Source organism: Stenotrophomonas sp. FR024 (genome assembly GCF_047500745.2).
Classification (GTDB): domain Bacteria; phylum Pseudomonadota; class Gammaproteobacteria; order Xanthomonadales; family Xanthomonadaceae; genus Stenotrophomonas; species Stenotrophomonas maltophilia_A.
Genome location: NZ_JAXAXM020000016.1, coordinates 86,050 through 109,270, shown reverse-complemented (window position 1 = coordinate 109,270; position 23,221 = coordinate 86,050). Strand labels below are relative to the sequence as shown.

Annotated in this window: 21 protein-coding genes; 8 read left to right on the top strand and 13 right to left on the bottom strand. The window is 65.3% G+C overall.

The genetic code is table 11. From position 1 onward, the window contains the following. Positions 1 to 177: 177 nt before the first annotated feature. The 7 genes from ACMZ91_RS16990 to ACMZ91_RS16960 form a co-directional block, all read right to left on the bottom strand. Complete coding sequence (locus ACMZ91_RS16990) at positions 178 to 603, bottom strand: hypothetical protein (protein ID WP_032130459.1); 426 nt, start codon at positions 601 to 603, stop codon at positions 178 to 180. Positions 604 to 709: 106 nt separating this feature from the next. Further along, complete coding sequence (locus tag ACMZ91_RS16985; protein WP_049463146.1) at positions 710 to 1,315, bottom strand: YggN family protein; 606 nt, start codon at positions 1,313 to 1,315, stop codon at positions 710 to 712. Between the two features lie 31 nt (positions 1,316 to 1,346). Next, complete coding sequence (locus ACMZ91_RS16980; protein ID WP_032130457.1) at positions 1,347 to 2,234, bottom strand: DUF4097 family beta strand repeat-containing protein; 888 nt, start codon at positions 2,232 to 2,234, stop codon at positions 1,347 to 1,349. 25 nt (positions 2,235 to 2,259) lie between these two features. Next, on the bottom strand, positions 2,260 to 3,288 hold the full coding sequence (locus ACMZ91_RS16975) for an ABC-2 transporter permease (protein WP_201116784.1): 1,029 nt from the start codon (positions 3,286 to 3,288) through the stop codon (positions 2,260 to 2,262). After that, positions 3,285 to 4,160 carry an ABC transporter ATP-binding protein gene (locus ACMZ91_RS16970; protein WP_032130455.1) on the bottom strand — a complete coding sequence of 292 codons (876 nt, stop codon included), beginning with the start codon at positions 4,158 to 4,160 and terminating at the stop codon, positions 3,285 to 3,287. Before ACMZ91_RS16970 ends, ACMZ91_RS16975 begins: the two co-directional genes overlap by 4 nt. Continuing rightward, entirely contained in the window at positions 4,160 to 4,519 is a 360-nt protein-coding gene (locus ACMZ91_RS16965) for a GntR family transcriptional regulator (RefSeq protein ID WP_006453095.1), read from the bottom strand. The genes ACMZ91_RS16970 and ACMZ91_RS16965 overlap by 1 nt, the downstream gene beginning before the upstream one ends. Positions 4,520 to 4,521: 2 nt before the next feature. After that, positions 4,522 to 4,767, bottom strand: a complete 246-nt coding sequence (locus ACMZ91_RS16960; RefSeq protein ID WP_080355172.1) for a hypothetical protein — start codon at positions 4,765 to 4,767, stop codon at positions 4,522 to 4,524. A 368-nt stretch (positions 4,768 to 5,135) separates the two neighbouring features. Between ACMZ91_RS16960 and ACMZ91_RS16955 the strand changes: the two genes are divergently transcribed. The 6 genes from ACMZ91_RS16955 to ACMZ91_RS16930 all read left to right on the top strand — a co-directional run bounded on the left by ACMZ91_RS16955 (position 5,136) and on the right by ACMZ91_RS16930 (position 11,223). After that, positions 5,136 to 5,723 (top strand): glutathione peroxidase, encoded by a 588-nt coding sequence (locus ACMZ91_RS16955; protein ID WP_414577597.1) that lies wholly within the window; start codon positions 5,136 to 5,138, stop codon positions 5,721 to 5,723. A 96-nt stretch (positions 5,724 to 5,819) separates the two neighbouring features. Next, complete coding sequence (locus tag ACMZ91_RS16950) at positions 5,820 to 6,797, top strand: FKBP-type peptidyl-prolyl cis-trans isomerase (protein WP_019337358.1); 978 nt, start codon at positions 5,820 to 5,822, stop codon at positions 6,795 to 6,797. Positions 6,798 to 6,820: 23 nt separating this feature from the next. Next, on the top strand, positions 6,821 to 8,170 hold the full coding sequence (locus ACMZ91_RS16945; RefSeq protein ID WP_032127659.1) for a UDP-glucose dehydrogenase family protein: 1,350 nt from the start codon (positions 6,821 to 6,823) through the stop codon (positions 8,168 to 8,170). After that, entirely contained in the window at positions 8,163 to 8,402 is a 240-nt protein-coding gene (locus tag ACMZ91_RS16940; protein WP_019660397.1) for a SlyX family protein, read from the top strand. The genes ACMZ91_RS16945 and ACMZ91_RS16940 overlap by 8 nt, the downstream gene beginning before the upstream one ends. Before the next feature lie 10 nt (positions 8,403 to 8,412). Beyond that, the gene (locus tag ACMZ91_RS16935; RefSeq protein WP_180845361.1) at positions 8,413 to 9,102 is read left to right on the top strand and encodes a DUF2058 domain-containing protein; all 690 of its coding nucleotides are present in this window, start codon (positions 8,413 to 8,415) and stop codon (positions 9,100 to 9,102) included. Positions 9,103 to 9,150: 48 nt separating this feature from the next. Beyond that, positions 9,151 to 11,223, top strand: coding sequence for an acyltransferase family protein (locus ACMZ91_RS16930; RefSeq protein WP_414577599.1), 2,073 nt, complete (start codon positions 9,151 to 9,153; stop codon positions 11,221 to 11,223). A gap of 212 nt (positions 11,224 to 11,435) precedes the next feature. Here the strand turns inward: ACMZ91_RS16930 and metH are convergent, their stop codons facing one another. The 3 genes from metH to ACMZ91_RS16915 are packed head-to-tail and all read right to left on the bottom strand — an operon-like array spanning position 11,436 to position 16,212. Next, entirely contained in the window at positions 11,436 to 14,120 is a 2,685-nt protein-coding gene (metH, locus tag ACMZ91_RS16925) for a methionine synthase (protein WP_414577601.1), read from the bottom strand. Positions 14,121 to 14,177: 57 nt separating this feature from the next. After that, positions 14,178 to 15,269, bottom strand: a complete 1,092-nt coding sequence (locus ACMZ91_RS16920) for a homocysteine S-methyltransferase family protein (protein ID WP_414577603.1) — start codon at positions 15,267 to 15,269, stop codon at positions 14,178 to 14,180. 13 nt (positions 15,270 to 15,282) lie between these two features. Next, positions 15,283 to 16,212 carry an ArsR/SmtB family transcription factor gene (locus tag ACMZ91_RS16915; RefSeq protein ID WP_032127664.1) on the bottom strand — a complete coding sequence of 310 codons (930 nt, stop codon included), beginning with the start codon at positions 16,210 to 16,212 and terminating at the stop codon, positions 15,283 to 15,285. 153 nt (positions 16,213 to 16,365) lie between these two features. On the opposite strand from ACMZ91_RS16915, the gene ACMZ91_RS16910 reads away from it, so the two are divergent. Beyond that, positions 16,366 to 17,514 carry an acyl-CoA dehydrogenase family protein gene (locus ACMZ91_RS16910; protein ID WP_049400221.1) on the top strand — a complete coding sequence of 383 codons (1,149 nt, stop codon included), beginning with the start codon at positions 16,366 to 16,368 and terminating at the stop codon, positions 17,512 to 17,514. Positions 17,515 to 17,669: 155 nt separating this feature from the next. Beyond that, entirely contained in the window at positions 17,670 to 17,933 is a 264-nt protein-coding gene (locus tag ACMZ91_RS16905) for a hypothetical protein (RefSeq protein ID WP_080355173.1), read from the top strand. A 140-nt stretch (positions 17,934 to 18,073) separates the two neighbouring features. Here ACMZ91_RS16905 and ACMZ91_RS16900 read toward each other — a convergent pair whose 3' ends face one another. From ACMZ91_RS16900 to ACMZ91_RS16890, 3 genes are read right to left on the bottom strand one after another with little or no spacing between them, the layout of a single operon-like run. Beyond that, positions 18,074 to 21,247: a multidrug efflux RND transporter permease subunit gene (locus ACMZ91_RS16900; RefSeq protein WP_107433071.1), complete on the bottom strand. Its 3,174-nt coding sequence runs from the start codon at positions 21,245 to 21,247 to the stop codon at positions 18,074 to 18,076. A gap of 15 nt (positions 21,248 to 21,262) precedes the next feature. Beyond that, entirely contained in the window at positions 21,263 to 22,507 is a 1,245-nt protein-coding gene (locus ACMZ91_RS16895; RefSeq protein ID WP_414577605.1) for an efflux RND transporter periplasmic adaptor subunit, read from the bottom strand. After that, the gene (locus ACMZ91_RS16890) at positions 22,507 to 23,163 is read right to left on the bottom strand and encodes a TetR/AcrR family transcriptional regulator (RefSeq protein WP_032127669.1); all 657 of its coding nucleotides are present in this window, start codon (positions 23,161 to 23,163) and stop codon (positions 22,507 to 22,509) included. Before ACMZ91_RS16890 ends, ACMZ91_RS16895 begins: the two co-directional genes overlap by 1 nt. Positions 23,164 to 23,221 lie beyond the last annotated feature (58 nt).

Below are 23,221 nucleotides of genomic sequence, written 5' to 3'. Positions count from 1 at the left end.
ACTCGTCTGTCGGCTAGTATCCGCAGATGCATGCTTGACGGTCCCTCCACCCTGGCTCCTACATACCTCGTAGGAGCCGGGAGGAACATACAAGCCATGCTCGACTGTTGTTCCGGAGTCGAGCATGGCTCGACTCTACAGAAAGCAGAAACGCCGCCCTTTGGGCGGCGTTTTTTTTCAGCGACGGTCGGCGACGATGTTGCCGAAGGTGTCGGTGTAATCCTTGAACTCCGGGATGCGCTGGATCAGGTCCGCCGGAATCACGACCATGCCCTCCGGCGGTTGGATCTTCACCGGCTGCATGTTGGGATCGGCCGGTGCGGCCACCAGGGTGTTCTGGCGCAGCACCTGCAGTTTGCCGAACATGGTCTGCAGCATCTGTTTCTGCCCGTCGTCCAGCGGAATCTGGATCTCGTCCATCTTCATCGTGCCGTCGGCGAGGATGATGATGTTCGGCGCGGGCGGGCGACGCACGGTGACCATGCCTTCGCTGACGGAAATCTTGGGCTTGCCACGCTCGGCGCGGTGGTTGCGGTACTCCTGGTCACAGCCGGCCAGGCCGAGGCAGAGCAGGGCGGTCAACAGCAGAAACAGCTTCTTCATGACATTCGGTTCGGGGGCGTCCGGGGCCGCCATTGTAAGCCGGGCGGCGCACTACGGCCGGCAGCTGGACGCCGCTGCCGGCCGGGTGCGCTGATCTGTCACAGGCCTAGCGCTGGACCACGGTGTCCTTGCCGCAGTCGTCCACGTCGCCCTGGTCCATGGTCGCGTAGGGCTTGAATGCCGGCAGTTCACGTGCGAGCGCCTGCTGGCTGGCCAGCATCGCCGGAAGGCGGTCGCAGATGCGCTTGGCCTGGGCTTCGATCTTCTCGGCTTCGGCATTGATGCGCTTTTCGACACCTTCGCTGTCGCCACTGAAAATGCCCTTCAGCGCTTCGCCGGCAGCACTGGCACCCAGTTTGGCGCCGGCCAGGCCGACATCCATGCCGTCCATCGCGATGGCGACCACGTGGCCGCGGTAGTCCTGCAGATGACGGCGCTGGATATCGTTGGCGGCGATCTCCTTGCCCGCGATCAGCAGGCGGCCATCCGGCGTGATCTCCGCACGCGGCTGCTTGTCCGCCGAGATCTTGATGTTGCCCTGGGTGATATCCTTGCGGGCATCGTCCATCGCGTTCCTGACGGTCTCGCCGACGCCGCCTGTGGCTTCGGCCACACTCTTGCCAACGGTCTTGTCGGGTGCTGACGACGTGCCGCCGCAGGCGATCAGCGGCAGGGACAGCAGCACAGCGGGCAACAGGCGCAACAGGTTCATGGTGTTCCCCTGGTAGTGTCTGGAAGAGGGTTTACTTGCTGCGCGGCAGAGTGACCCGGCCGCTGACGTTGCGATGATCGACGTCACCGCTGCCGCTGTGGTCGACGGTCAGCGTGCCGCGCACGCCGTCGACGTTGATGTCGCCCGAGCCGTGGCTGCGGACATGCACATTGCCGCCGATGTCGGCCAGATCGACCCCGCCGGAGCCGACCACGCCCACTTCAACGCTGCCCTGCACGCGCTTGAACTCGATATCACCCGAGCCCACGGTATCCAGCCGCGCGTTGCCACGCACATCGCTGATCTTCAGGTCACCGGAGCCGACGGTACCGGTGCTGGCATCGCCGCTGATGTTGCGTACGGTGACGTCGCCGGAACCCAGCGACAGCAGATTCAGGGAGCTGCCGCCATCGATGTTGAGGTCGCCCGAACCCACTGCAGCGTGGATGCTGCCGCGGGTACCGCGGACCACGGCATCACCGGAACCCACGTCCACGCTCAGCGACTGTGCGTTCTCCACGCTGGCATCGCCCGAGCCGATCTTGAACTGCAGCGGCATGTTGTCCGGCACGCTGCCACGGATATCCAGCCAGGCGTAGCTGTTGCCCAGGCTGATGCCGCTTTGGCGGCCGTCGCGGCGCAGGCTCACCACCAGCTTGTCGCCGACCTTGCGCTGCTCCAGCACCAGCTGGTCCAGCCATTCCTGGCTGGACGCGCAGGCGCGGCCGTCCAGCTGGCCGCCGCCAGCGCTGGCGACCACCTTCAGGTCATGCTGATTGACCTCGAACACCACCGTCCTGGCACCAGCCACGTCCAGCTTCAGTGCGCGGGCAGCAGTAAACTTGCAGTTCGGAGCATCGGCGGCCAGCGCCGACAACGGCAACAGCAACAACGCAGAACAGGCGAGCAAAGAACGCATGGGTGGTGCCTCCGGATGGATGGGATCAGATCTCGCCGGCGCGCTTGCGCAGGCGGATGGCAAGGAAGATGAACACTGCACCGACGACGGCGCCGATCCACAGCTCCGGCATCGCCAGCGACTTCAGCTGCGAGGCGGGGGACATCAGGCTGACGACCGAGTCCAGATCGCGGCGCGATGCTTCGTCGGCGCCGAGGCGATACAGCAGGTCCATGCCGGGCACGCCGCCCAGCAGCAGGCGGCCGACGATGTTCTGCCAGAACCAGCCGGTGGTCAGGCCGAACAGCGGCATCATCTTTGTGGAGCTGACAATGATGCCGGCAAACAGCGGCAACATTACCGCCCACAGGAACGGCTTGCTCCTGGCCCATGCCGAGCACAGCAGCAGCCAGCCGGCGGTGGGCAGGGCCCACAGGGCATAGACCGGAATCCAGGCCAGGTGTCCAGCGGCCAGGGTCAGCGGGCTGGCCGGGCCCCAGATCAGGGTCATCGGGCTGCCGCCGTGCAGCAGTGCGACGGCGCTGATGATCAGCATGAAGCCGAACATGGTGAGGATGCCGGCGATGACCGCGATCAACGGTGCCACGATCAGTGCGCTGATCACCTTGGACAGCACGGTCTGCGTGTCCGACAGCGGCAACGACTTCCAGAACAGGATGCTGCGGTCACGACGATCGTCGTAGAGGGCGCCCAGGCAGTAGAAGAACACGACGAAGGCCAGCACCACGAACGGCCAGCTTGAACTGAGTACCAGAGTCAGATCCAGGCCGTTGCCAAGATCAGCAAGGTCCTTGGCACTGATGTCACGGGTGAGCAGGGCCAGGTTCAGGCCGTTGATGTTCACGTTCTCGCCATCGATGTGCAGGCCGCCGTCGCGTGCTGCACGGTTCAGCGCGAACAGGCCGAAGGCAATGCCGGCGATGCTCATCACCAGTGAGATCAGGCCCGCGATCAACGGGGCATACAGGAAGCCGCCGCGGTTCTCCCAGTACTCGCGCTTGAGCAGCCAGCGCAGGGTGCCGATCGGGCTGATGGGGTGGTTGACGGCATTCATGCGTAGGTCCCCTTCATGATGGCGACGAACAGGTCGGCCAGGCCCGGGATGCGGGTCTCGCCGAGAGAGGAAAGCTGGGTGCGCGGCACGCCATCGAACAGCATCACCGTCTTGCCGAACGCCAGGCTGCGCTCGTCGATCGGCTTCAGGGCGCGCGCGGTGTCCAGCTGGTCGGCATTGACCAGCAGCTCGGTATAGCGCTGGCCGACGTCGTCCATTTCCGCGTCGAGCACGATGCGGCCATCGCGGATGAACATCACGTCGCTGAGGATGTGCTCGATCTCCTCCACCTGGTGGGTGGTGACGATGATGGTTTTCTGTTCGTCGAAGTAGTCTTCCAGCAGGCGCTGGTAGAACTCCTTGCGGTACAGGATGTCCAGGCCGAGGGTCGGCTCGTCCAGCACCAGGATGCGGGCATCGATGGCCATCACCAGCGCCAGGTGCAGCTGCACGATCATGCCCTTGGACAGCTCGCGCACGCGCTGCTTCGGCTGCAGCTTGGTGTTGGCCAGGAAGCGCTCGCAGCGGGCGCGGTCGAAGCGCGGGTGGACGCCGGCCACGAAATCGATCGCCTCGCGCACCTTCAGCCAGCGCGGCAGCACGGCGACGTCGGCGATGAAGCAGATGTCGTTCATCAGTTCGTCGCGGTGCAGTCGCGGGTCGCGGCCGAGCACGCTCAGTTCACCCTCCACCGAGGTCAGCCCAAGAATGGCCTTCAGCGCGGTGGTCTTGCCGGCGCCATTGGGCCCGATCAGGCCGACGATGCGTCCGCTTGGAATGCTGAAACTGGCGTTGTCGAGGGCGACCGTGGTCTTGTAGGCCTTGCGCAGGCCTCGGGCGGTGATGACCGACTCACTTGCAGTGCTATTCATCAGACTTTCCCCTGGGGCAGCAATTCGTCGAGGCTCAGGCCCAGGCGCTGGATGCGCTCCAGAACCGCCGGCCATTCTTCGTTGAGGAAACGGTCGCGCTCGCTGCTGCGCAGCTGCGTGGCCGCCTGCTCGGTCATGAACATGCCCAGGCCGCGGCGCTTCTCGACCAGGCCTTCGTCGGCCAGCTCCTGGTAAGCGCGCGAAACGGTGATGGGGTTGAGTTGATAGTCGGCGGCCACCTGGCGCACCGAAGGCAGGGCATCGCCCGGCTTGAGGATTCCGTCGAGCATCATGGCGATCACGCGCTCCTTCAACTGACGGTAGATGGGAGCGCCGTCGCTCCACTGGATGTCGCTCATATTCAGCTCCGTGGGGTCAGCGGCTGGGCGAACGAGAAATACGGCATGGACAGCGCGCTGTGCAGCCGACGCGGGGGAGGGGGGGAGGAGGAGGGGGCGTTCCCTGCGGGGGAGAGAGTCGCGTCCTGCGCACTTTCAGCAGCGGCGGAAACAGGGGCGGTGGGCGTGGCCCACCAGGCCAGCACGAGCAGGGTCGAAACAGCGACGGCCGCGGGTGCGGTGAGGTTGCGACGGATCCGGACGTTCATGGCTTCCCCCTGTCTCAGGTGACTGGTGTTGTATGCAACTATAACACCGGCACGCCTACGTGCAACCCCTTGCCGTCCCCAACTGATGGCAGGGGTGGTCAGATTGCTGAAACATCCCTTTAGTCGATTGATTTAAAAGGGAAATGAATCTTCTGCAAGGGGCTTTTCGGGGCGGCCTTCCATTCAGTGATGTCCATGCTATGTCATCACTGCGCCTTCGATGGCGCCCGGGCAGCACATTCGCCACGCCGCGCAAAGCCCCGGATGGACCTGTGCCATCAGGGGCTCCAGAGCCCGGTGCTATAGTTCGGCCGATTCCCGGCCAGCACTGGCCGGGCCTTGTGAATGGCTACCGCGGACCGCCTCTGATGCCCCTGCCGACCGTTTCCACGTGCCGCCTGCGCGGCCTGTCCCTGCTGGCCCTGATGGTGGCCGGCGCCGCCGGTTCCGCCAGTGCGCTGGCGGCCGACCTGCTCGATCTGGAATACCGGCCGTTGGCCAGCAAGCAGCAGGTGAATCTGCAGCAGCGCTATCACGGGCAAGTGCTGCTGGTGGTCAACACCGCCAGCAAGTGTGGCTACACGCCGCAGTACGAAGGGCTGGAGGCGCTGCAGAAGCGCTATGCAGGCCGCGGTTTTGCGGTGCTGGGCTTTCCTTCCAATGACTTCAAGGGCCAGGAACCGGGTGACGAGAAGCAGATCCAGGACTTCTGCACCCTGACCTACGGCGTCAAGTTCCCGATGTTCGAGAAGGTGCATGTGGTCGGCACGCAGGCCACGCCGCTGTACCAGCGGTTGACCGCAGCGACCGGCGTTGCGCCGGCCTGGAACTTCCACAAGTACCTCGTGGGCCGCGATGGCAAGGTCATTGCCCAGTTCGCCAGCAAGGTGACGCCGGACGATCCGCAGCTGACCGCGGCCATCGACAAGGCGCTGGCGGCAGCCGCCACGCATTGATATCCGGCACGCATGCCTCGACATCGACGGCATGCGTGCGACAATGCTTCTTTTCGCGCCGACGTCGGCGCCCAGACACTTCCAGGAATGCAGCGAATGAAGATGGGAATGCGCGGCGCCGCGGCGTCGGTTCTGATTCTGGCGATGGGCACTTCGGGTGTCGCTCTGTCGCAACAACCGGCTGCCCCCGCAGCCGCCAAGGAGACCGCAACCTTGAATTCCCCCAAGCAGAAGCTCGGCTACGCCATCGGCCTTGATGTCGCCAAGTCGTTCACCCCGATCGCCGATGAGATCGATGTGGCCGCCCTGCGCACCGCCGTTGAGCGTTCGTTCGAGGGCCTGCAGCCGCAGATCACCCAGGAACAGGCCAAGGCTACCGATGCCGCCCTGCGCCAGGTCGTGATGGCCCGCAGCGGCCAGCAGGTGCCGGGCGTGGCACCGGGCTCGCAGCCGCCGAAGGTCGACCGCGTCAAGGTGTCGCAGATGATCGGCTCCTACTCGGTGGGTCCGTCGCTGGCGCAGCTGAAGGACGATATCGATGTCGCCTCGTTGTTTGACGCAATCAGCACCGGCCTGACCAAGGGCCAGCCGAAGATGACGGAAGCTGACGCGACCGCCACCATCCAGGCCTTCATGGGTGCCAAGCAGGCTGAAATGCAGGCCAAGGCCGCCCAGGCTGCGCAGACCAACCGCACGGAAGGCAACGCATTCCTGGCCAAGAACAAGACCCAGCCGGGCGTGGTGACCACCTCGTCGGGCCTGCAGTACCAGGTGATCCGCCCGGGTAGCGGCGAGCGCCCGCTGCCGAGCAGCAAGGTGCGCGTGAACTACGAAGGCAAGCTGCTCAACGGCACCGTGTTCGACAGTTCCTACGGCCGCCAGCCGGCCGAGTTCGGTCTGGACCAGGTGATCAAGGGCTGGACCGAAGGCGTCGCGCTGATGCCGGTCGGTTCGAAGTACCGCTTCTGGATCCCGGGCGAACTCGCCTACGGTGAGAACGGCACCCCGGGCGGCCCGATCGGCCCGAACGCGACTCTGACGTTCGACGTCGAGCTGCTGGGCGTTCTGCCGTAAGTCATTCAGGAGCGAATACGGATATGCGCGTTGCGATTTTTGGTACCGGCTACGTTGGACTGGTGACCGGTACCTGCCTGGCCGATGTTGGTCATCAGGTGGTCTGTGTCGATATCGACCAGGCCAAGGTGGATGGCCTCAACCAGGGCATCATCCCGATCTATGAACCCGGCCTGGAGCCGATGGTGAAGGCCAACCATGCCGCAGCGCGGCTGGCGTTCACCACGGATGCCGCGGCCGCCATCGATCACGGCCAGGTGGTGTTCATCGCCGTTGGTACGCCGCCGGACGAGGATGGCAGTGCCGACCTTCAATACGTGCTTGCCGTAGCCCGGACCATTGGTCGGCACATGAGTGTGCCGACCGTGGTGGTGAACAAGTCGACGGTGCCGGTCGGCACCGCCGACAAGGTGCGTGCCGCCATTGCCGAAGAGCTGGCCGCGCGTGGAGCGGACATCGCCTTCGACGTGGTGTCCAACCCGGAATTCCTGAAGGAAGGCGATGCGGTTGCGGACTGCATGCGCCCGGACCGCATCATCATCGGTGCGGCGAACGAAGAGTCGGTGGCGGTGATGCGTCGCCTGTACGCGCCGTTCAACCGCAACCACGACCGCGTGGTGGAAATGGACGTGCGTTCGGCCGAACTGACCAAGTACGCCGCCAATGCGATGCTGGCGACCAAGATTTCGTTCATGAATGAAATCGCCAACATCGCTGAACGCGTCGGTGCCGATGTCGAGCAGGTCCGCCAGGGCATTGGTTCGGATCCACGCATCGGCTGGCACTTCATCTATCCGGGCGCCGGTTACGGCGGCTCGTGCTTCCCCAAAGATGTGCAGGCATTGGCCCGTACCGCCCAGCAGTATGGCCTTGAGCCGAAGCTGCTCAATGCGGTTGAAGCGGTCAACGATGCGCAGAAGGGCCATCTGTTTGCCCTCATCCAGCGTCATTACGACAAGGGCGAGGACGAGGGCGTGCGTGGAAAGACCTTCGCCGTATGGGGTCTGGCCTTCAAGCCGAACACCGACGACATGCGTGAGGCCTCCAGCCGTCGACTGCTGGCGCAGCTGTGGGAAGGCGGTGCGACGGTGCGTGCCTACGATCCGGAGGCGATGCACGAGTCGCAGCGCATCTTCGGCGAACGCGATGACCTGGTGTTCTGCAACAGTGCCGATGAAGCGCTGCAGGGTGCTGACGCGCTGGTGGTAGTCACCGAGTGGAAGCAGTTCCGCAGCCCCGACTTCCAGAAGCTGCGCGAGCAGCTGAAGGATGCGGCGGTGTTCGACGGCCGCAACCTGTATGAGCCGGGCGAAGTGGAAGCCGCAGGTCTTGCGTACTACGGCATTGGCCGGGGGCGCTCGTTGCATGTCTGATCTGCCCACTGAACGCGAGCAGGCGCTGGAAGCGCGCCTGGTCGAGCTGGAAATGCGCGTGTCCTTCCAGGAACAGGCGCTGGCCGAGCTGAGCGACGCGCTGGCTGATGCCCGCATGCAGGGCATGCGCAACGCCGATGTGCTGCGCGTGCTGCTGGAAGACCTGGGCAAGGTCCGCAACGCACTGAATTCTTCCGATCCGGCGAGCGAACCGCCGCCGCCGCACTACTGATCCGAATCCTATGAGCGATACCCTCCGCGACCAGCTGATGGGCCTGGGCTTCAAGCCCGCGCCCAAGCCCGAGCGCAAGAATGATGGCCCCCGCCGTGATGGCCGCCCGCAGGGCAAGGGTGGCAACGGCAACGGCAATGGAAAGCCGCAGGGCGCAGGCAAGGGCGAGCACAAGCCCGGTGAGCGTCGTGGGCAGGGCCATGGCGCGGGCAAGCCCGGCGGGCATGCGCGCGGTGGCCAGAGCCAGCAGGGCCCGCGCAAGCCGCGCAGCACCGAAGAGATGGATCTGGCCAAGGCCTATGCCATCCGGGCGCAGCGGGAGAAGGAAGAGCGCATCGAGACCGAGCGCCTGAAGCAGGAAGAAGCACGCGTGCGCCGCGAGGCGAAGGCCAAGCTGGAAGAACTGCTGAAGGACAAGAGCCTCAACGCCGAGGCAGCGGACATCGCCCGCCACTTCCCGTATGGCGGCAAGATCAAGCGCATCTATGTGACCGCCGAACAGCTGACCGCGCTCAATGCCGGTGAGCTGGGTGTGGTCCAGCTCAATGGCCGCTACCTGCTGGTAACGGCCGACGTGCTGGCACAGTCCGAGGCGGTGTTCGCCGCCTCGGTGGCGCTGAAGGTCGATCCGAATGCGCCGGCCGAGGAAGATCCGTATGCGGATCCGCAGTACCAGGTGCCGGACGACCTGGTCTGGTAAAGGCGCAACCACCGCGGACGGCACTGCCCCCGCGGTTGGGGGGAAGGGATGACCGCTGATCCAAGCCGTGGCTACGTGCCGCACATTGACGGCCTGCGCGCGATTGCCGTGCTGGCCGTCATCGTGTTCCACCTGGACCCGGCCTGGTTGCCGGGCGGGTTCACCGGCGTAGACGTGTTCTTCGTCATTTCCGGGTTCGTGGTCAGCGCGTCGGTGCACCGGCTGCCGCCGTTGTCGCTGTGGCAGTCGATGCTGCGCTTCTATTCGCGACGCATCCGCCGCATCGCACCTGCGCTGATCAGCTGCCTGCTGTTGACCGCCGTCGGCAGCGTGCTGTTCATTCCCGAGTCCTGGCTCAGCGAGGCCAGTGACAAGACCGGGCTGATGGCATTCTTCGGCTTCAGCAACTGGGTGCTGGCGCTGATCGGCAACGATTATTTCGCGCCCAAGGCCGAATTCAATCCCTATACCCATACCTGGTCGCTGGGCGTGGAGGAGCAGTTCTACCTGCTGTTCCCGCTGCTGTTCCTGGCCTGGGCGCGCGGCGTGCGCGGGCGTTGGATCAGCCTTGGCCTGTTTGCCGTGGTCAGCGCGGCGTCGCTGCTGCATGCGGCGGTGCTGGGCCTGCGCGAGGCGCCGCCATCGTGGGCGTTCTACGCCACCACTACGCGGCTGTGGCAGCTGGGTGTTGGCGTACTGCTGTTCCAGCTGCTGCATGTTCGCCAGCCAGTGGATGCGGTGACGACGATTGCACTGAAGCGCGCTGCGCCCGTGTTCTCATTGCTCGCGATGGTGGCGCTGGCCTTGCTGTGCTGGGCATTGTGGACCGCACGGGCCGGACGTTCGCCGTGGCCTGATGGCCTGCTGCCGACCTTTGCGGCGGCAGGCCTGCTGTGGGCGCTGCATCATCATCCCCGGTCCTGGGTGGCACGCCTGTTGGCCAGCAGGCCGATGCGCTCCATCGGCCTGCTGTCGTACTCGCTGTATCTGTGGCACTGGCCGGTATTCGTGCTGATGCGCTGGACCGTGGGCCTGCAGACACCCCTGCAGATGAGCGCTGCGATGGCGCTGGTGCTGCTGCTGTCGTGGTTGTCGTGGCGCTGGGTGGAGCAACCGTTCCGGGGCCCCTTGGCGCAGCGTCTGCGCCCGGGTCGCTGGGTGCTGGCAGGTTCGGTTGTGCTGCTGGTCGCGGCCGGCACCCAGACGCTGCTGTACCTGCAGGCACCGCGGATATCACTGAGCACGGTCAGTCGGCATCCCGGCGACTGGTATCCCAACGGCAAGAGCGTGGCAGGCGACTATCCCGACTGCAACCTGGTGACCACCAAGCGACGCTTCGAAGGTGGCAGCATGCGGACCTATGCGCGTGGTGACTGCGATCGGCCGGTGCCTGCCGGTGCGCCGAAGCAGGTGTTCGTTGCTGGCGATTCGCATGCAATGGCCTACATCGAGCTGCTGCAGCGGCTGGCGCTTGAGAGTGGCTCGGAGGTGATTCTCTACGGTCGTGGTGGATGCCCGCAGGTGAGCCTGCAGAAGTGGCGCGGCGCGGGTGCCGGTTGCAGTGATTTCGACGCAGCGATGCTCGCCGATGTCACGCAGCGTGCGCAGCCAGGTGATGCCGTGGTGCTGGTGTCGCTGCGGATACCGCGCTTGTCCGATCAGTTCGTATTGTTCGATGCGCAGGCGCAGCTGGCGGGCGAGCTGACCCCGGAAGCCACTGCAGGGCGCGAGGCCGAAGTGGCCGAGGCGATCACCCAGTGGAAACCGTTGGCCGAGCGCGGTGTGCGAATTGTGCTGGAGGCGCCCAAACCGGTGCTGCCGGCGCCGCCGTATCGCTGCTCTGACCGCTTCAATTCACGCAACGAGGTCTGCCGCAATGGCCTGGACAGCACGCGTGAGGCGATGGAAACGCTCCGTGCGCCGATGCTGGGCAGCCTGCAGCAGGTGGTCGATGGCCTGCCAGGGGGTGTGCTGTGGGATCCGATGCCGGTGCTGTGTGATGACGTGCTGTGCCCGGCGCAGCGCGATGGCCGGCCGTTGTTCTTCGATGGCGATCACCTCAGCGCGCATGGCAACCGTGTGCTGCTGCCGTCGCTGCAGCAGGTACTGCTGCAGCAGTAGGACCGCGCCGGCGTCAGGCCTTGAAGCGGCTCCGGCGTGCGCGGATCAGTGGCAGGCTCGGTGCGAAGAAGCACAGCAGTGCGCCGACCAGGGCAAACGACACCGGACGAGAAACCGTCAAAGTCCAGCGCAATGATGAAGCGAAAAGGGGACGGAGGGGATTAAGTCGTTTTGGGCACAAACGACTTAATCCCCTCCGTCCCCTTTTTGTGTCATTCGGGGTCGTAGTCGAGGTTGGAGGCCAGCCAGCGCTCGGCCTGGGCGCGGTCCACGCCCTTGCGGCGGGCGTAGTCGCTGACCTGCTCGCGGCTGAGGCGGCCGACCACGAAGTACTGGCTCTGCGGATGGCTGAAGTAGTAGCCCGAAACGGCCGCCGTAGGCAGCATCGCAAAGCTCTCGGTCAGTTCCATGCCGGCGTTGGCTTCGGCCTGCAGCAGGTCGAACAGGCGCCGTTTCTCGCTGTGCTCCGGGCATGCCGGGTACCCTGGCGCCGGGCGGATGCCACGGTACTGCTCGTCGATCAGCGCCTCGTTGTCCAGCGTCTCGGCGTGCTCATGGCCCCAGAATTCGGTACGCACGCGCTGGTGCAGGCGCTCGGCCAGCGCTTCGGCGAAGCGATCGGCGAGGGCCTTCAGCAGAATCGCGTTGTAGTCATCGTGGTCGGCTTCGAAGCGCGCTACGTGCGCGTCGATGCCGATGCCGGCAGTGACGGCGAAGGCGCCGATCCAATCCTGCTTGCCGCTGTCGGCCGGGGCGATGAAATCGGCCAGGCAGAAATCCGGGCGCTCGGCCGGCTTGTCCACCTGCTGGCGCAGGAAGTGCAGGGTGGTTTCGCCCTGTGGGTGCTGCACGCGCACGTCGTCGCCGATGCTGTTGGCCGGCCACAGGCCGAACACGGCCTTGGCGGTCAGCCATTTCTCATTGACGATGCGCTCAAGCATCGCGCGGGCGTCCCTGTACAGATCGCTGGCCTGGGTGCCGACGATCTCGTCGGTGAGGATGGCCGGGAACTTGCCGGCCAGCTCCCAGGCCTGGAAGAACGGCGTCCAGTCGATGTAGTCGACCAGTTCGGCCAGCGGGTAGTCGTCAAATACGTGCAGGCCGGGCTGGTTCGGTGCCGGCGGCGTGTAGGTGTCCCAGCCGCCCTGGAATTTCTGCCCACGCGCGTGTTCCAGCGAAACCAGGCGCTTGGCATCGCCACGGTTGCGATGCCGCGCGCGGATCTCGGCATAGTCGGCCTCGTTGGCGGCGACGAAGGCCTCGCGCAGGTCACGCGAGATCAGCGACTGAGCCACGCCGACCGCGCGCGAGGCGTCCTTCACCCACACCGTGGGCGCCTTGTAATGTGGGTCGATCTTCAGCGCGGTGTGCGCGCGCGAGGTGGTCGCTCCACCGATCAGCAGCGGCAGGTCGAAGCCCTGGCGCTGCATCTCCCGGGCCACGTGGCTCATCTCTTCCAGTGATGGAGTGATCAGGCCGGACAGGCCGATCAGGTCGGCGTTGTGCTCGCGCGCGGCATCGAGGATCTTCTGCGCCGGCACCATCACGCCAAGGTCGACCACCTCGAAGTTGTTGCAGGCCAGGACTACGCCGACGATGTTCTTGCCGATGTCATGCACATCACCCTTCACCGTGGCCATGATGATCTTGCCGTTGCTCTTGGCGGTGTCGCCACTGCGCGCCTTCTCGGCCTCGATGTAGGGCAGCAGGTAGGCCACGGCCTTCTTCATCACGCGCGCGGATTTCACCACCTGCGGCAGGAACATCTTGCCGGCGCCGAACAGGTCGCCGACCACGTTCATGCCATCCATCAACGGACCTTCGATCACGTCCAGCGGGCGGCTGGACGCCTGCCGGGCCAGTTCGGTGTCTTCTTCCACGAAGGCATCCAGGCCGTGCACCAGCGCGTGCGCCAGGCGCTGCGCCACCGGCTTCTCGCGCCAGGCGAGGTCTTCGGTCTTCGCCGCGCCCTTCCTGCCCTTGTAGCGCTCGGCGATTTCCAGCAGGCGCTCGGTGGCATCGCTGCGGCGGTTGAGGATCACATCCTCCACGCGCTCGCGCAGTTCCGGTTCCAGTTCGTCGTAGATCGGCATGGCACCGGCGTTGACGATGCCCATGTCCATGCCGGCGGCAATGGCGTGGTACAGGAACACCGAGTGGATGGCCTGGCGCACCGTTTCGTTGCCGCGGAACGAGAACGAGACGTTGGAAACACCGCCGGACACATGGCAGTGCGGCAGCGTCTGCTTGATGATGCGGGTGGCTTCGATGAAGTCCACCGCATAGTTGTCGTGCTCTTCGATGCCGGTGGCGACGGCGAAGATGTTCGGGTCGAAGATGATGTCCTGCGGTGGGAAGCCGATCTCGTCGACCAGGATGCGGTAGGCGCGGGTGCAGATCTCGACCTTGCGTGCGCAGGTGTCAGCCTGGCCGCTTTCGTCGAAGGCCATCACCACCGCGGCCGCGCCATAGCGCAGGACCTTGCGTGCGTGCTCGCGGAACAGCGCCTCGCCTTCCTTCAGCGAGATCGAATTGACCACGCTCTTGCCCTGCAGGCACTTCAGGCCGGCCTCGATCACGCTCCACTTGGAGGAGTCGACCATCACCGGAATACGGGCGATGTCCGGCTCGGACATGATCAGGTTGAGGTAGCGGGTCATCGCCGCTTCCGAATCAATCAGGCCCTCGTCCATGTTGACGTCGAGGATCTGCGCGCCGCTGGCCACCTGCTGGCGGGCCACGTCCACCGCTTCTTCGTAGCGGCCTTCCTTGACCAGCTTGCGGAACTGCGCGCTGCCGGTGACGTTGGTGCGCTCGCCGACGTTGATGAACAGAAGGTCCGGAGTGATGACCAGAGGTTCCAGGCCGGACAGGCGGGTAGGGCGGACAGGCGTCATGGCAGGCGTCAGCTCAACAGCAATAGGGTGGGAAGTGCGGAACGGTGGCGGCGACATTCATGCGGCCTGCTCCTGGACACCGGGCAGGGCGCGCGGCGGCAGCCCGGCCACGGCCTCGGCGATTGCGCGGATATGGTCAGGGGTGGAGCCACAGCAGCCACCGACCAGGTTCAACAGGCCATCCTCGGCGAAACCGCGCAGGGTGCTGGCCATGTCCTCGGGCGTCTCGTCGTACTCGCCGAAGGCATTGGGCAGGCCTGCGTTGGGGTGTGCGCTGACGTAGCAGTCGGCGATCTGCGCAAGGGTTTCCACGTGCGGGCGCATCGCATCGGCACCCAGTGCGCAGTTCAGGCCGATCGACAATGGGCGCGCATGCGCGAGCGACGCGTGGAAGGCCTCGGCGGTCTGCCCGGACAGCGTGCGCCCAGAGGCATCGGTGATGGTGCCGGAGATCATCACGGGCAACCTTGCGCCGCGTGCATCGAAGGCCTCCTCCAGTGCATACAGCGCGGCCTTGGCATTGAGCGTGTCGAAGATGGTCTCGACCATGATGGTGTCGGCGCCGCCGTCGATCAGGCCGTCAATGGCTTCGCGGTACGTGTCGCGAAGCTCGTCGAAGCTGGTGTTGCGGAAGCCCGGATCGTTGACATCGGGGCTGATCGAGGCGGTGCGGCTGGTCGGGCCGATCACCCCGATCACGAAGCGTGGCTTGCCTGGTGTGGTTGCGGCTACTGTATCGCAGCAGGTGCGTGCCACCGCTGCGCCAGCCTTGTTCAACTCGTACACCAGGTGTTCGAGGTGGTAGTCGGCCTGGCTGACCGACGTGGCGTTGAACGTGTTGGTCTCGACCAGATCCGCGCCCGCTTCCAGGTAGGCGGTATGGATGTCGGCGACGATCTGCGGCCGGGTCAGCAGCAGCAGATCGTTGTTGCCCTTCAGGTCATGCCCTTCCTGCACGGCGTGGTCGCAAGCGGGGCCATGCACATGATCGTAGCCACCGGCGAAGCGCTCGCCGCGGTAGTCGTCTTCCTGCAGGCCATGGCGCTGGATCATGGTGCCCATCGCGCCGTCGATGATCAGGATCCGCTCGCGCAGGGCGTCGAGCAGGGCGTTGGCACGATCAGGATGCAACCAGGGCAGGGCAGGCATGGCGATCTCGGGCTCAGGGCTTGTTGGCGATCAGTGAAATCACTTCGAAGTGCGGCGGACGCTTTTCGCGGGTGACCGTCTCCAGGCTGGATACCTGCAGGCCGGCCTTGTCGACGAACCTGCGCAGCTCCTTGTCGCTGAAGCCGAGGTTGACGTGGCCGTAGGCCTCGACCGCCGCCTTGTGCTCGTGGCGGGCCAGGCTGCACAGCAGCAGGCGGCCGCCGGAGCGCAGCACGCGCGCGGCTTCGGTCACCGCCTGCGCCGGTTTGCTGGCGTAGGTCAGCGCATGCATCAGCACCACCAGGTCGAAGCTGCCGTCCTTGAACGGCAGCGCATGCATGTCGCCCTCGCGCACTTCCACATTGGGCAGGCGGCGCAGGCGCTCGCTGGCAGCGGCAACCACGCGCGCGCTGGTATCGATGCAGATGTAGCGCTTGGCATGCGGGGCGACGAGTTCGGCCAGCACGCCGTCACCGGAGGCGATGTCCAGCACGTCGCCGGTCTCCAGCAGCGGCAACGCGGTACGCGCGAGGGCTTCCCAGGTGCGGCCGGGAGAATAGTGGCGCTCCATGTCGCCGGCCACGCTGTCGGCCCAGTTCTGGTCGGAGGCACGGTGGGCCAGCACGGCGGCGACACGTTCAGCGTCCTGCCGCAGCAACGGGTCGTCGCTTCCATTGCTCAAGGCATGCCACAATGCACGCTGCGCCGGGTCCAGCTGGGCCTCGTCGAAGCGGTAATAGGCCGACACGCCCGCACGGCGGTCGCGGACCAGGCCGGCTTCCTTCAGGCGCGCCAGGTGGGTGGACACCCGCGGCTGTGCCAGCCGGGTGATCGCCGACAGTTCGGCCACGGTCAGTTCCTCCTGCTCCAGCAGCGCCAGCAGGCGCACGCGGGTGGCATCGGCGAACACCTTGAGGCGGGTCGACCAGTCTTCCAGATCCATAAATATCTACCTATCGCGATATAGAGATATATTCGCTGAGAACGCCTGCCGCGGTCAAGTCGCTGGCGTACGGAAACTGGCGGGCCCCGGTACAATCGAGGCACCTGGGCGCGCGGTGCGCGGCCCATAACTTCATGTACCCGGGAGGGTGTTGTGGATTTCAGCTTTACTGAAGAGCAGTTGATGCTGCAGGACGTGGCGCGGCGCATCGCGCAGGAAAAGATCGCCCCCAGCGCGGAGCACCATGACCGCACCGGCGAGTTCCCGCTGGACAACATCCGCCTGCTGGGCGAAAACGGCTTGATGGGCATCGAAGTGCCGACCGAATACGGTGGCGCGGGCATGGACCCGGTGGCGTACGTGTTGGCGATGGTGGAGGTCGCCGCCGCCGACGCAGCCCATTCGACCATCATGTCGGTCAACAACTCGCTGTTCTGCAACGGCATCCTCACCCACGGTACCGAGGAACAGAAGCAGAAGTATGTGCGTGCCATCGCCGAAGGCGAGGCCATCGGCGCGTTCGCGCTGACCGAGCCGCAGTCCGGTTCGGACGCCACGGCCATGCGCTGCCGCGCGGTGAAGCAGGCCGATGGCACCTTCGTCATCAACGGCAAGAAGAGCTGGATCACCTCCGGCCCGGTGGCCAAGTACATCGTGCTGTTCGCAATGAGCGAGCCGGACAAAGGCGCGCGCGGCATCACCGCCTTCATCATCGATACCGACAAGGCGGGCTTCGGTCGTGGCAAGACCGAGCCCAAGCTCGGCATCCGTGCCTCGGCCACCTGCGAGATCGAGTTCAACGATTACGTGGCACAGGCCGAAGACGTGCTGGGCCAGGAAGGCGAGGGCTTCAAGATCGCGATGAGCGTGCTCGATGCCGGCCGCATCGGTATCGCCTCGCAGGCCATCGGCATCGCCCGTGCCGCCTATGAAGCGACCCTGGCGTACGTGAAGGAGCGCAAGGCGTTCGGCGCGGCCATCGGTACCTTCCAGATGACCCAGGCCAAGATCGCCGACATGAAGTGCAAGCTGGACGCAGCGCTGCTGCTGACCCTGCGCGCGGCATGGGTGAAGGGCCAGGGCAAGCGCTTCAGCACCGAAGCAGCGGTGGCCAAGCTGACCGCCTCGGAAGCGGCGATGTGGATCACTCACCAGGCCGTGCAGATTCATGGCGGCATGGGGTATTCGAAGGAAATGCCGCTGGAGCGCTACTTCCGTGATGCCAAGATCACCGAGATCTACGAGGGCACCTCGGAAATCCAGCGCCTGGTGATCGCCCGCAACGAGACCGGACTGCGCTGAGTTCGACCGGCCGCGCCGCTGCAACGGCGGCGCGGCCAGTAGATCCACGCCATGCGTGGATACACGGTCTTCTTGGCCGAGCCATACCCGATCTGGTCCAATGCAAGCCGGTTTTTACGCGGTCTGCAAAGATGATCTATCGAGGTTGGGGATTCATGACGCTGGTGACGCCGATTGCAGCCATCCTGCTGCTGGCGTACTTCTTTCCGCATGAAGGCTCCAGGGGCAACACGCCGCTGCCCCAGGTTCTGTTGGGTGCAGGCATCGGCGCAGCGGTGAACGTATTGCTGGGTTTGTGGCTCAACCGTGCGCCCCGGCAGAAGGGTATGGCTGCACCCCATCATTTCTTCTTTGTGCCGATGCAATGGGCTGCATTGGCTCTCGTGGTGGTATGCGTGGTGGTTGCGCTGCTGCGCTGAGACGCCGGCTTGGCATGCGCCAACCTTGGTTGGCATGGATCCAGCGGCGCCAACCAAGGTCGGCGACTACCGGCTTCATGGCACGAATGAAAAAGGCCCCGGATCGCTCCGGGGCCTTTTCGTTTCAACTCACCGCCGGATCAACGATCCGGGCGGTGCGCGGCTTCCGCGTCGCGCTGGCGCTCCATGAATTCCTTGGAGGACTCATCCAGCTTGTCACCCAGCATGCGGCGCACGACCACGAAGAACACCGGGATCATCAGCAGGCCGAGCAGGGTGGCGAACAGCATGCCGCCGATCACGCCGGTGCCGATGGCGTGGCGGGAGTTGGCGCCGGCGCCGGTGGAGATCGCCATCGGGATCACGCCCATGATGAACGCGAACGAGGTCATCAGGATCGGTCGGAAACGCAGGCGTGCCGCCTCGATGGTGGCATCGCGCAGGGTCTTGCCTGCTGCGCGCTGCTCCACCGCGAACTCCACGATCAGGATCGCGTTCTTGGCGGCCAGGCCGATCACGGTGATCAGGCCGATCTTGAAGAACAGATCGTTCGGCAGGCCACGCAGCATCGACAGGCCGAGGGCGCCAAGCACGCCAAGCGGCACCACCAACAGCACCGCCACCGGGATCGACCAGCTTTCATACAACGCGGCCAGGCACAGGAACACCACCACGATCGACAGCACCAGCAGCAGCGTCGCCGCGTTGCCGGCCAGGATTTCCTGGTAGGACATGCCCGACCAGTCGTAGCCGAAGCCAGCCGGCAGATCGTCGTTGACGATGCCTTCCATGGTCTGCATCGCCTCACCCGAGCTGGTGCCCGGTGCCTGCGAGCCGACGATGTTGATCGCCGAGTAGCCGTTGTAGCGGCTCAGCGACGGCGGTGCCGACACCCATTCGGACTTGACCACCGTATTGAGCGGGATCATCGAACTGGTGCCATCGGCGTTCTTGGTCAGGCTGGAGGGGCTGTAGAAGCTCTTCAGCGATTCCTGGCCGGTGCGGTACGGACCATCGGCCTGCATGGTCACGCGCTTGATGCGGCCTTCGTAGAAGAAGTCGTTCACGTACACCGGGGCCAGCATCAGCTGGATGGTGCTGTACACGTCCGACACCGACATGCCCATCGACTGCGCCTGCACGCGGTCGACATGCAGCTGCAGCTGCGGGGCGTTTTCCAGGCCGTTCGGGCGTACGCCCACCAGATGATCGGGCTTCTGCGCAGCCTGGCCAAGCAGGATGTTGCGCGCCTGGGTCAGCTGCTCGTAGCCGGCACCGCTGCGGTCCTGCAGCCACATGTCGAAGCCGCCGAACTGGCCGAGGCCCTGCACGGTGGGCAGGTTGACCACGAAGATCTGCGCTTCCTTGATGCCGTAGAACGCGCCGTTCATGTTCTGGATGAACTCGGGCGCGGTGAACTTGCGTTCCTCCCATGGCTTCAGGCGGATGAAGCCCATGCCCACGTTCTCGCCGGAACCGACGAAGCTGAAACCGGCCACCTGCAGCATGCCTTCATAGCCATCCTGCTTTTCCAGGATGCCACGCATCTGCGCGAACACTTCGTTGGTCTGGCCCTTGGTCGAGCCCGGCGGCAACTGCACGATCGCCAGCGCATAGCCCTGGTCTTCTTCCGGCAGGAAGCTGCCCGGCATGCGGGTGAACAGGAAGCCGCACAGTGCGGTCAGCACCACGAACAGGATCATCCAGCGCGGTGCATGGCGCACCGCCGAAGTGATGTGCCCCACATAGGTATGGCTGATCTTGTCGTAGTACTTGTTGAAGGTGCGGTAGATGATGTTCGGGTTGTCGTTGTGCGTCGGCTTGAGGAAGGTCGCGCACAGCGCCGGGGTGAAGCCCAGAGCCAGGAACGCCGAGAACGCCATCGAGATGGCGATGGTCAGCGCGAACTGCTTGTAGATCTCACCGGCGGCGCCGCCCTGCAGGGCGGACGGGATGAACACCGCGGCCAGTACGACGGTGATCGCCACCACCGCGCCGGTGATCTGGGTCATCGCCTTCTGCGTGGCCGGCTTCGGCGCCAGGCCTTCCTCGGTCATGATGCGTTCGACGTTCTCGATCACCACGATCGCGTCATCGACCACGATGCCGATCGCCAGCACCATCGCGAACAGGGTCAGCTGGTTGATCGTGAAGCCGATCATCCACATGCCCAGGAAGGTGCCGAGCAGGGCCACCGGGATGACCAGGGTCGGGATCAGCGTGGCGCGGAAGTTCTGCAGGAAGATCAGCATCACCAGGAACACCAGGAACACTGCTTCAAACAGTGTCTTGACCACTTCCTGGATGGAGATCTTGACGAAGGTGGTGCTGTCGTACGGCGAGAACCAGGTCACCCCGGACGGGAAGCTGGGCTGCAGCTCGTCCATCTTGGCGCGCACCGCATCGGCCACGTTCAGGGCGTTGGCGCCCGGTAGCAGCTGGATGGCGAAGGCACCGGTCGGCTTGCCGTTGTACTGGGTGTCGAAACCGTAGTTGTTGGCACCGAAGGCAACGCGGGCGATGTCCTTCATCAGCACCCGCGAACCGTCCGGATTTGCCCGCAGGATGATGTTCTCGAACTCCTGCGGCGAACTGAAGCGGCCTTCAGCCGAGACCGTGGCGGTGAAGTGCTGGCCTTCCGGCGACGGGTCCGAACCCAGCGCACCGGCAGCGAACTGCACGTTCTGCGCACGCACCGCGGCGAGCACCTGGCTGGCCGACAGGCCATAACCCTGCATCTTCTCCGGGTTGAGCCAGATGTTCATGGCGTACTCGGAACCGAACTGCTGGGTGCTGCCGACGCCGGGAATACGCGAGACCTGATCGAGCACGCGCGAACCGACGATGTCGTTCAGGGCGTCACGGTTGATGGCCGGCGTATCGGACTGCAGCGCGATCACCATCAGGAAGCCGGCGTTGGCCTTGGCCACCACCACGCCCTGCTGGGTCACTTCCGAAGGCAGGCGTGGCGTGGCCAGCGAGACCTTGTTCTGCACCTGCACCTGGGCGATGTCCGGATCGGTACCGGTCTCGAAGGTCAGGGTGATCTGCGCACGGCCGTTGGAGGCGGACGAGGAGCTGAAGTACAGCAGGTGATCGATACCGGTCAGCTGCTGCTCGATCACCTGGGTGACCGATTTCTCGGTGGTGTCCGCACTGGCGCCCGGGTAGGTCGCCGAGACGGTGACCTGCGGCGGGGCGATGTTGGGATAGGACTCCACGCCCAGGTTGAGGATCGCGATCACGCCGCTGAGCGAGATCAGGATCGCAACCACCCAGGCGAAGACTGGATGTTCGATGAAAAATTTAGGCATGACGGAAGGTTCCCGTTACTGCTTGTTCGAATCGTTGGCGGCCGGCTTGGCCGCGTCGGCCGGTGCCTTGCCTGCGGCCGGTGCTGCGCCCGCCGGAGCGGCGCCGCCTGCGGCAGGCTTGCCGTTGGCGTCCTGCCCCGGGGTCCACGGCTTGGCCACCGCCGGTGCACCTTCCTTGACCTTCTGCACGCCGGCCACGATCACCTTGTCACCGGCGGCCAGGCCGTCGCTGACCAGCCAGTTGCCGTTCTGCGCGCCATCGGTCTTCACGTTCTTGCGCACCACCTTGCCGTCGGCACCGACCACCATCACGTAGCCGCCGGTGGTGTCGCGCAGCAGCGCCTGCTGCGGCACCAGGTAGGCGTTGTTGCGCTCGCCGAGGTTGGCCTGGAAGCTGACGAAGGCGCCGGGCAGCAGGATCTGCTGCGGGTTCGGCAGCAGCGCACGCAGCGACACCGCGCCGGTGGCCGGGTCGACCGTGGTCGAAGAAAAGTCCAGCGTGCCCGGCTCGCTGTAGGTGCTGCCGTCGGCCAGCTTGACGTTGACCGTGGCCTTGCCGTCACCGGACAGCGCCAGCGCACCCTTGGCCTGCTGCGCGCGCAGCTGGGTCAACTCGTCCACGCTCAGCGAGAAGTTCACGTACAGCGGGTCGAGCTGGTCGACAGTGGTCAGCAGGGTCACATCGCCCTGGCCGACCAGTGCGCCTTCGGTGACCTGCTGCTTGTTGGCCACACCGCTGATCGGCGCGGTCACTTCGGTATAACCCAGGCTGATGCGCGAAGAGGTCACCGCCGCTTCGGCCTGCTTGACCGCGGCCAGCGCGGTGCGCTCGGCCGATTCGGCGTTGTCCAGGTCGGATTTGGAGACGAACTGCTGCGGCGCCAGCGAACGCGCGCGGTCCGCGGCCACCTTGGCATTGGCGTAGGTGGCGCGGGCCGAGGCCAGCTGGGCCTCGGAGGCATTGAGCGAAGCACGCAGCGGCGCCGGGTCGATCAGGAACAGGGGCTGGCCCTGCTTGACCTGCGAGCCTTCCTGGTAGACGCGCTTGAGCAGTACGCCCGGCACGCGCGCGCGGACGTCGGCGCTGCGGAACGGCGACAGGCGGCCGACCAGCTCACGCTGCAGCGGCAGGGTCTGCGGCTTGGCGTCGATCACGCCCACCTCCGGCGGCGGGGGCGTCTGCTGTTCCGGCTTCTTGCAGGCAGCCAGCGCGACAGCAACGGCGCACGTCAAGGCAAGGGTGCGGAGTGGGGCGGTCATCAGGAGGAACTCCGGGGTTGGTTTGAAGACGGGGCCGCCGACGGCTGAGGCGCGAAGGCGCGCAGGAAGCTGTCGACGGAGAACTCTGCCCAGCGCCGACGCAGCTGCGCGTCATCACGATGGGGGGTATGGAAACGCTGTTTGTCGAAATCCTGACCGGCGATCATGCTCAGCAGCAGTTCGGCCATGAAGTGCGGGTCGTCATGCCGGAGCTGGCCACGCATGCAAACGGTTTCAATCCATTCAGCAAGATGAAGCGTCAGCGCGCCGGCGCCATGCCGGTACAGCGTACGCGCCTCTTCGGGAAACTGGGCCGCGTCGGCGGCGATCAGCCGACAGGCCTGCCCTACGTGCGGTTGGTTGAAATGCTCCAGGAAGTCGGTGGCGAACTGGAGCAGGCTGGCACGCAGGTCGTCAGTGCGGAGTGCACGAACCATGGCTCCGGTAGCGTGGCCGACATGGCGCTGCATCACCCGGCGCAGCAGTTCCTGCTTGTTGCCGTAGCGCGAGTACAGGGTCTGCTTGGAGCAGCCGGCATGCTGGGCCACCGCGTCCATGCTCATCTGCATGCCCTGCTGGGCCAACAGCTCGCGCACGGCATCGAACACGCGCTCATCGCGTGCGTCGAGGGCAACGGGGAGGTAGGCCGGGTTCACGCGGTGGACTATACCGTCCAGTTCAGGATTGTGGAATCGAATCGGCGTCGCCGCGTGT

Coding starts and splice junctions, on each gene's coding strand:
- metH (WP_414577601.1), bottom strand. CDS start 14,120: ATGACGCCTGTCCGCCCTACCCGCCTGTCCGGCCTGGAACCTCTGGTC.
- ACMZ91_RS16975 (WP_201116784.1), bottom strand. CDS start 3,288: ATGAATGCCGTCAACCACCCCATCAGCCCGATCGGCACCCTGCGCTGG.
- ACMZ91_RS16905 (WP_080355173.1), top strand. CDS start 17,670: ATGACGCTGGTGACGCCGATTGCAGCCATCCTGCTGCTGGCGTACTTC.
- ACMZ91_RS16955 (WP_414577597.1), top strand. CDS start 5,136: ATGCCCCTGCCGACCGTTTCCACGTGCCGCCTGCGCGGCCTGTCCCTG.
- ACMZ91_RS16940 (WP_019660397.1), top strand. CDS start 8,163: ATGTCTGATCTGCCCACTGAACGCGAGCAGGCGCTGGAAGCGCGCCTG.
- ACMZ91_RS16950 (WP_019337358.1), top strand. CDS start 5,820: ATGAAGATGGGAATGCGCGGCGCCGCGGCGTCGGTTCTGATTCTGGCG.
- ACMZ91_RS16915 (WP_032127664.1), bottom strand. CDS start 16,212: ATGGATCTGGAAGACTGGTCGACCCGCCTCAAGGTGTTCGCCGATGCC.
- ACMZ91_RS16935 (WP_180845361.1), top strand. CDS start 8,413: ATGAGCGATACCCTCCGCGACCAGCTGATGGGCCTGGGCTTCAAGCCC.
- ACMZ91_RS16930 (WP_414577599.1), top strand. CDS start 9,151: ATGACCGCTGATCCAAGCCGTGGCTACGTGCCGCACATTGACGGCCTG.
- ACMZ91_RS16920 (WP_414577603.1), bottom strand. CDS start 15,269: ATGCCTGCCCTGCCCTGGTTGCATCCTGATCGTGCCAACGCCCTGCTC.
- ACMZ91_RS16980 (WP_032130457.1), bottom strand. CDS start 2,234: ATGCGTTCTTTGCTCGCCTGTTCTGCGTTGTTGCTGTTGCCGTTGTCG.
- ACMZ91_RS16985 (WP_049463146.1), bottom strand. CDS start 1,315: ATGAACCTGTTGCGCCTGTTGCCCGCTGTGCTGCTGTCCCTGCCGCTG.
- ACMZ91_RS16960 (WP_080355172.1), bottom strand. CDS start 4,767: ATGAACGTCCGGATCCGTCGCAACCTCACCGCACCCGCGGCCGTCGCT.
- ACMZ91_RS16895 (WP_414577605.1), bottom strand. CDS start 22,507: ATGACCGCCCCACTCCGCACCCTTGCCTTGACGTGCGCCGTTGCTGTC.
- ACMZ91_RS16965 (WP_006453095.1), bottom strand. CDS start 4,519: ATGAGCGACATCCAGTGGAGCGACGGCGCTCCCATCTACCGTCAGTTG.
- ACMZ91_RS16945 (WP_032127659.1), top strand. CDS start 6,821: ATGCGCGTTGCGATTTTTGGTACCGGCTACGTTGGACTGGTGACCGGT.
- ACMZ91_RS16900 (WP_107433071.1), bottom strand. CDS start 21,247: ATGCCTAAATTTTTCATCGAACATCCAGTCTTCGCCTGGGTGGTTGCG.
- ACMZ91_RS16970 (WP_032130455.1), bottom strand. CDS start 4,160: ATGAATAGCACTGCAAGTGAGTCGGTCATCACCGCCCGAGGCCTGCGC.
- ACMZ91_RS16990 (WP_032130459.1), bottom strand. CDS start 603: ATGAAGAAGCTGTTTCTGCTGTTGACCGCCCTGCTCTGCCTCGGCCTG.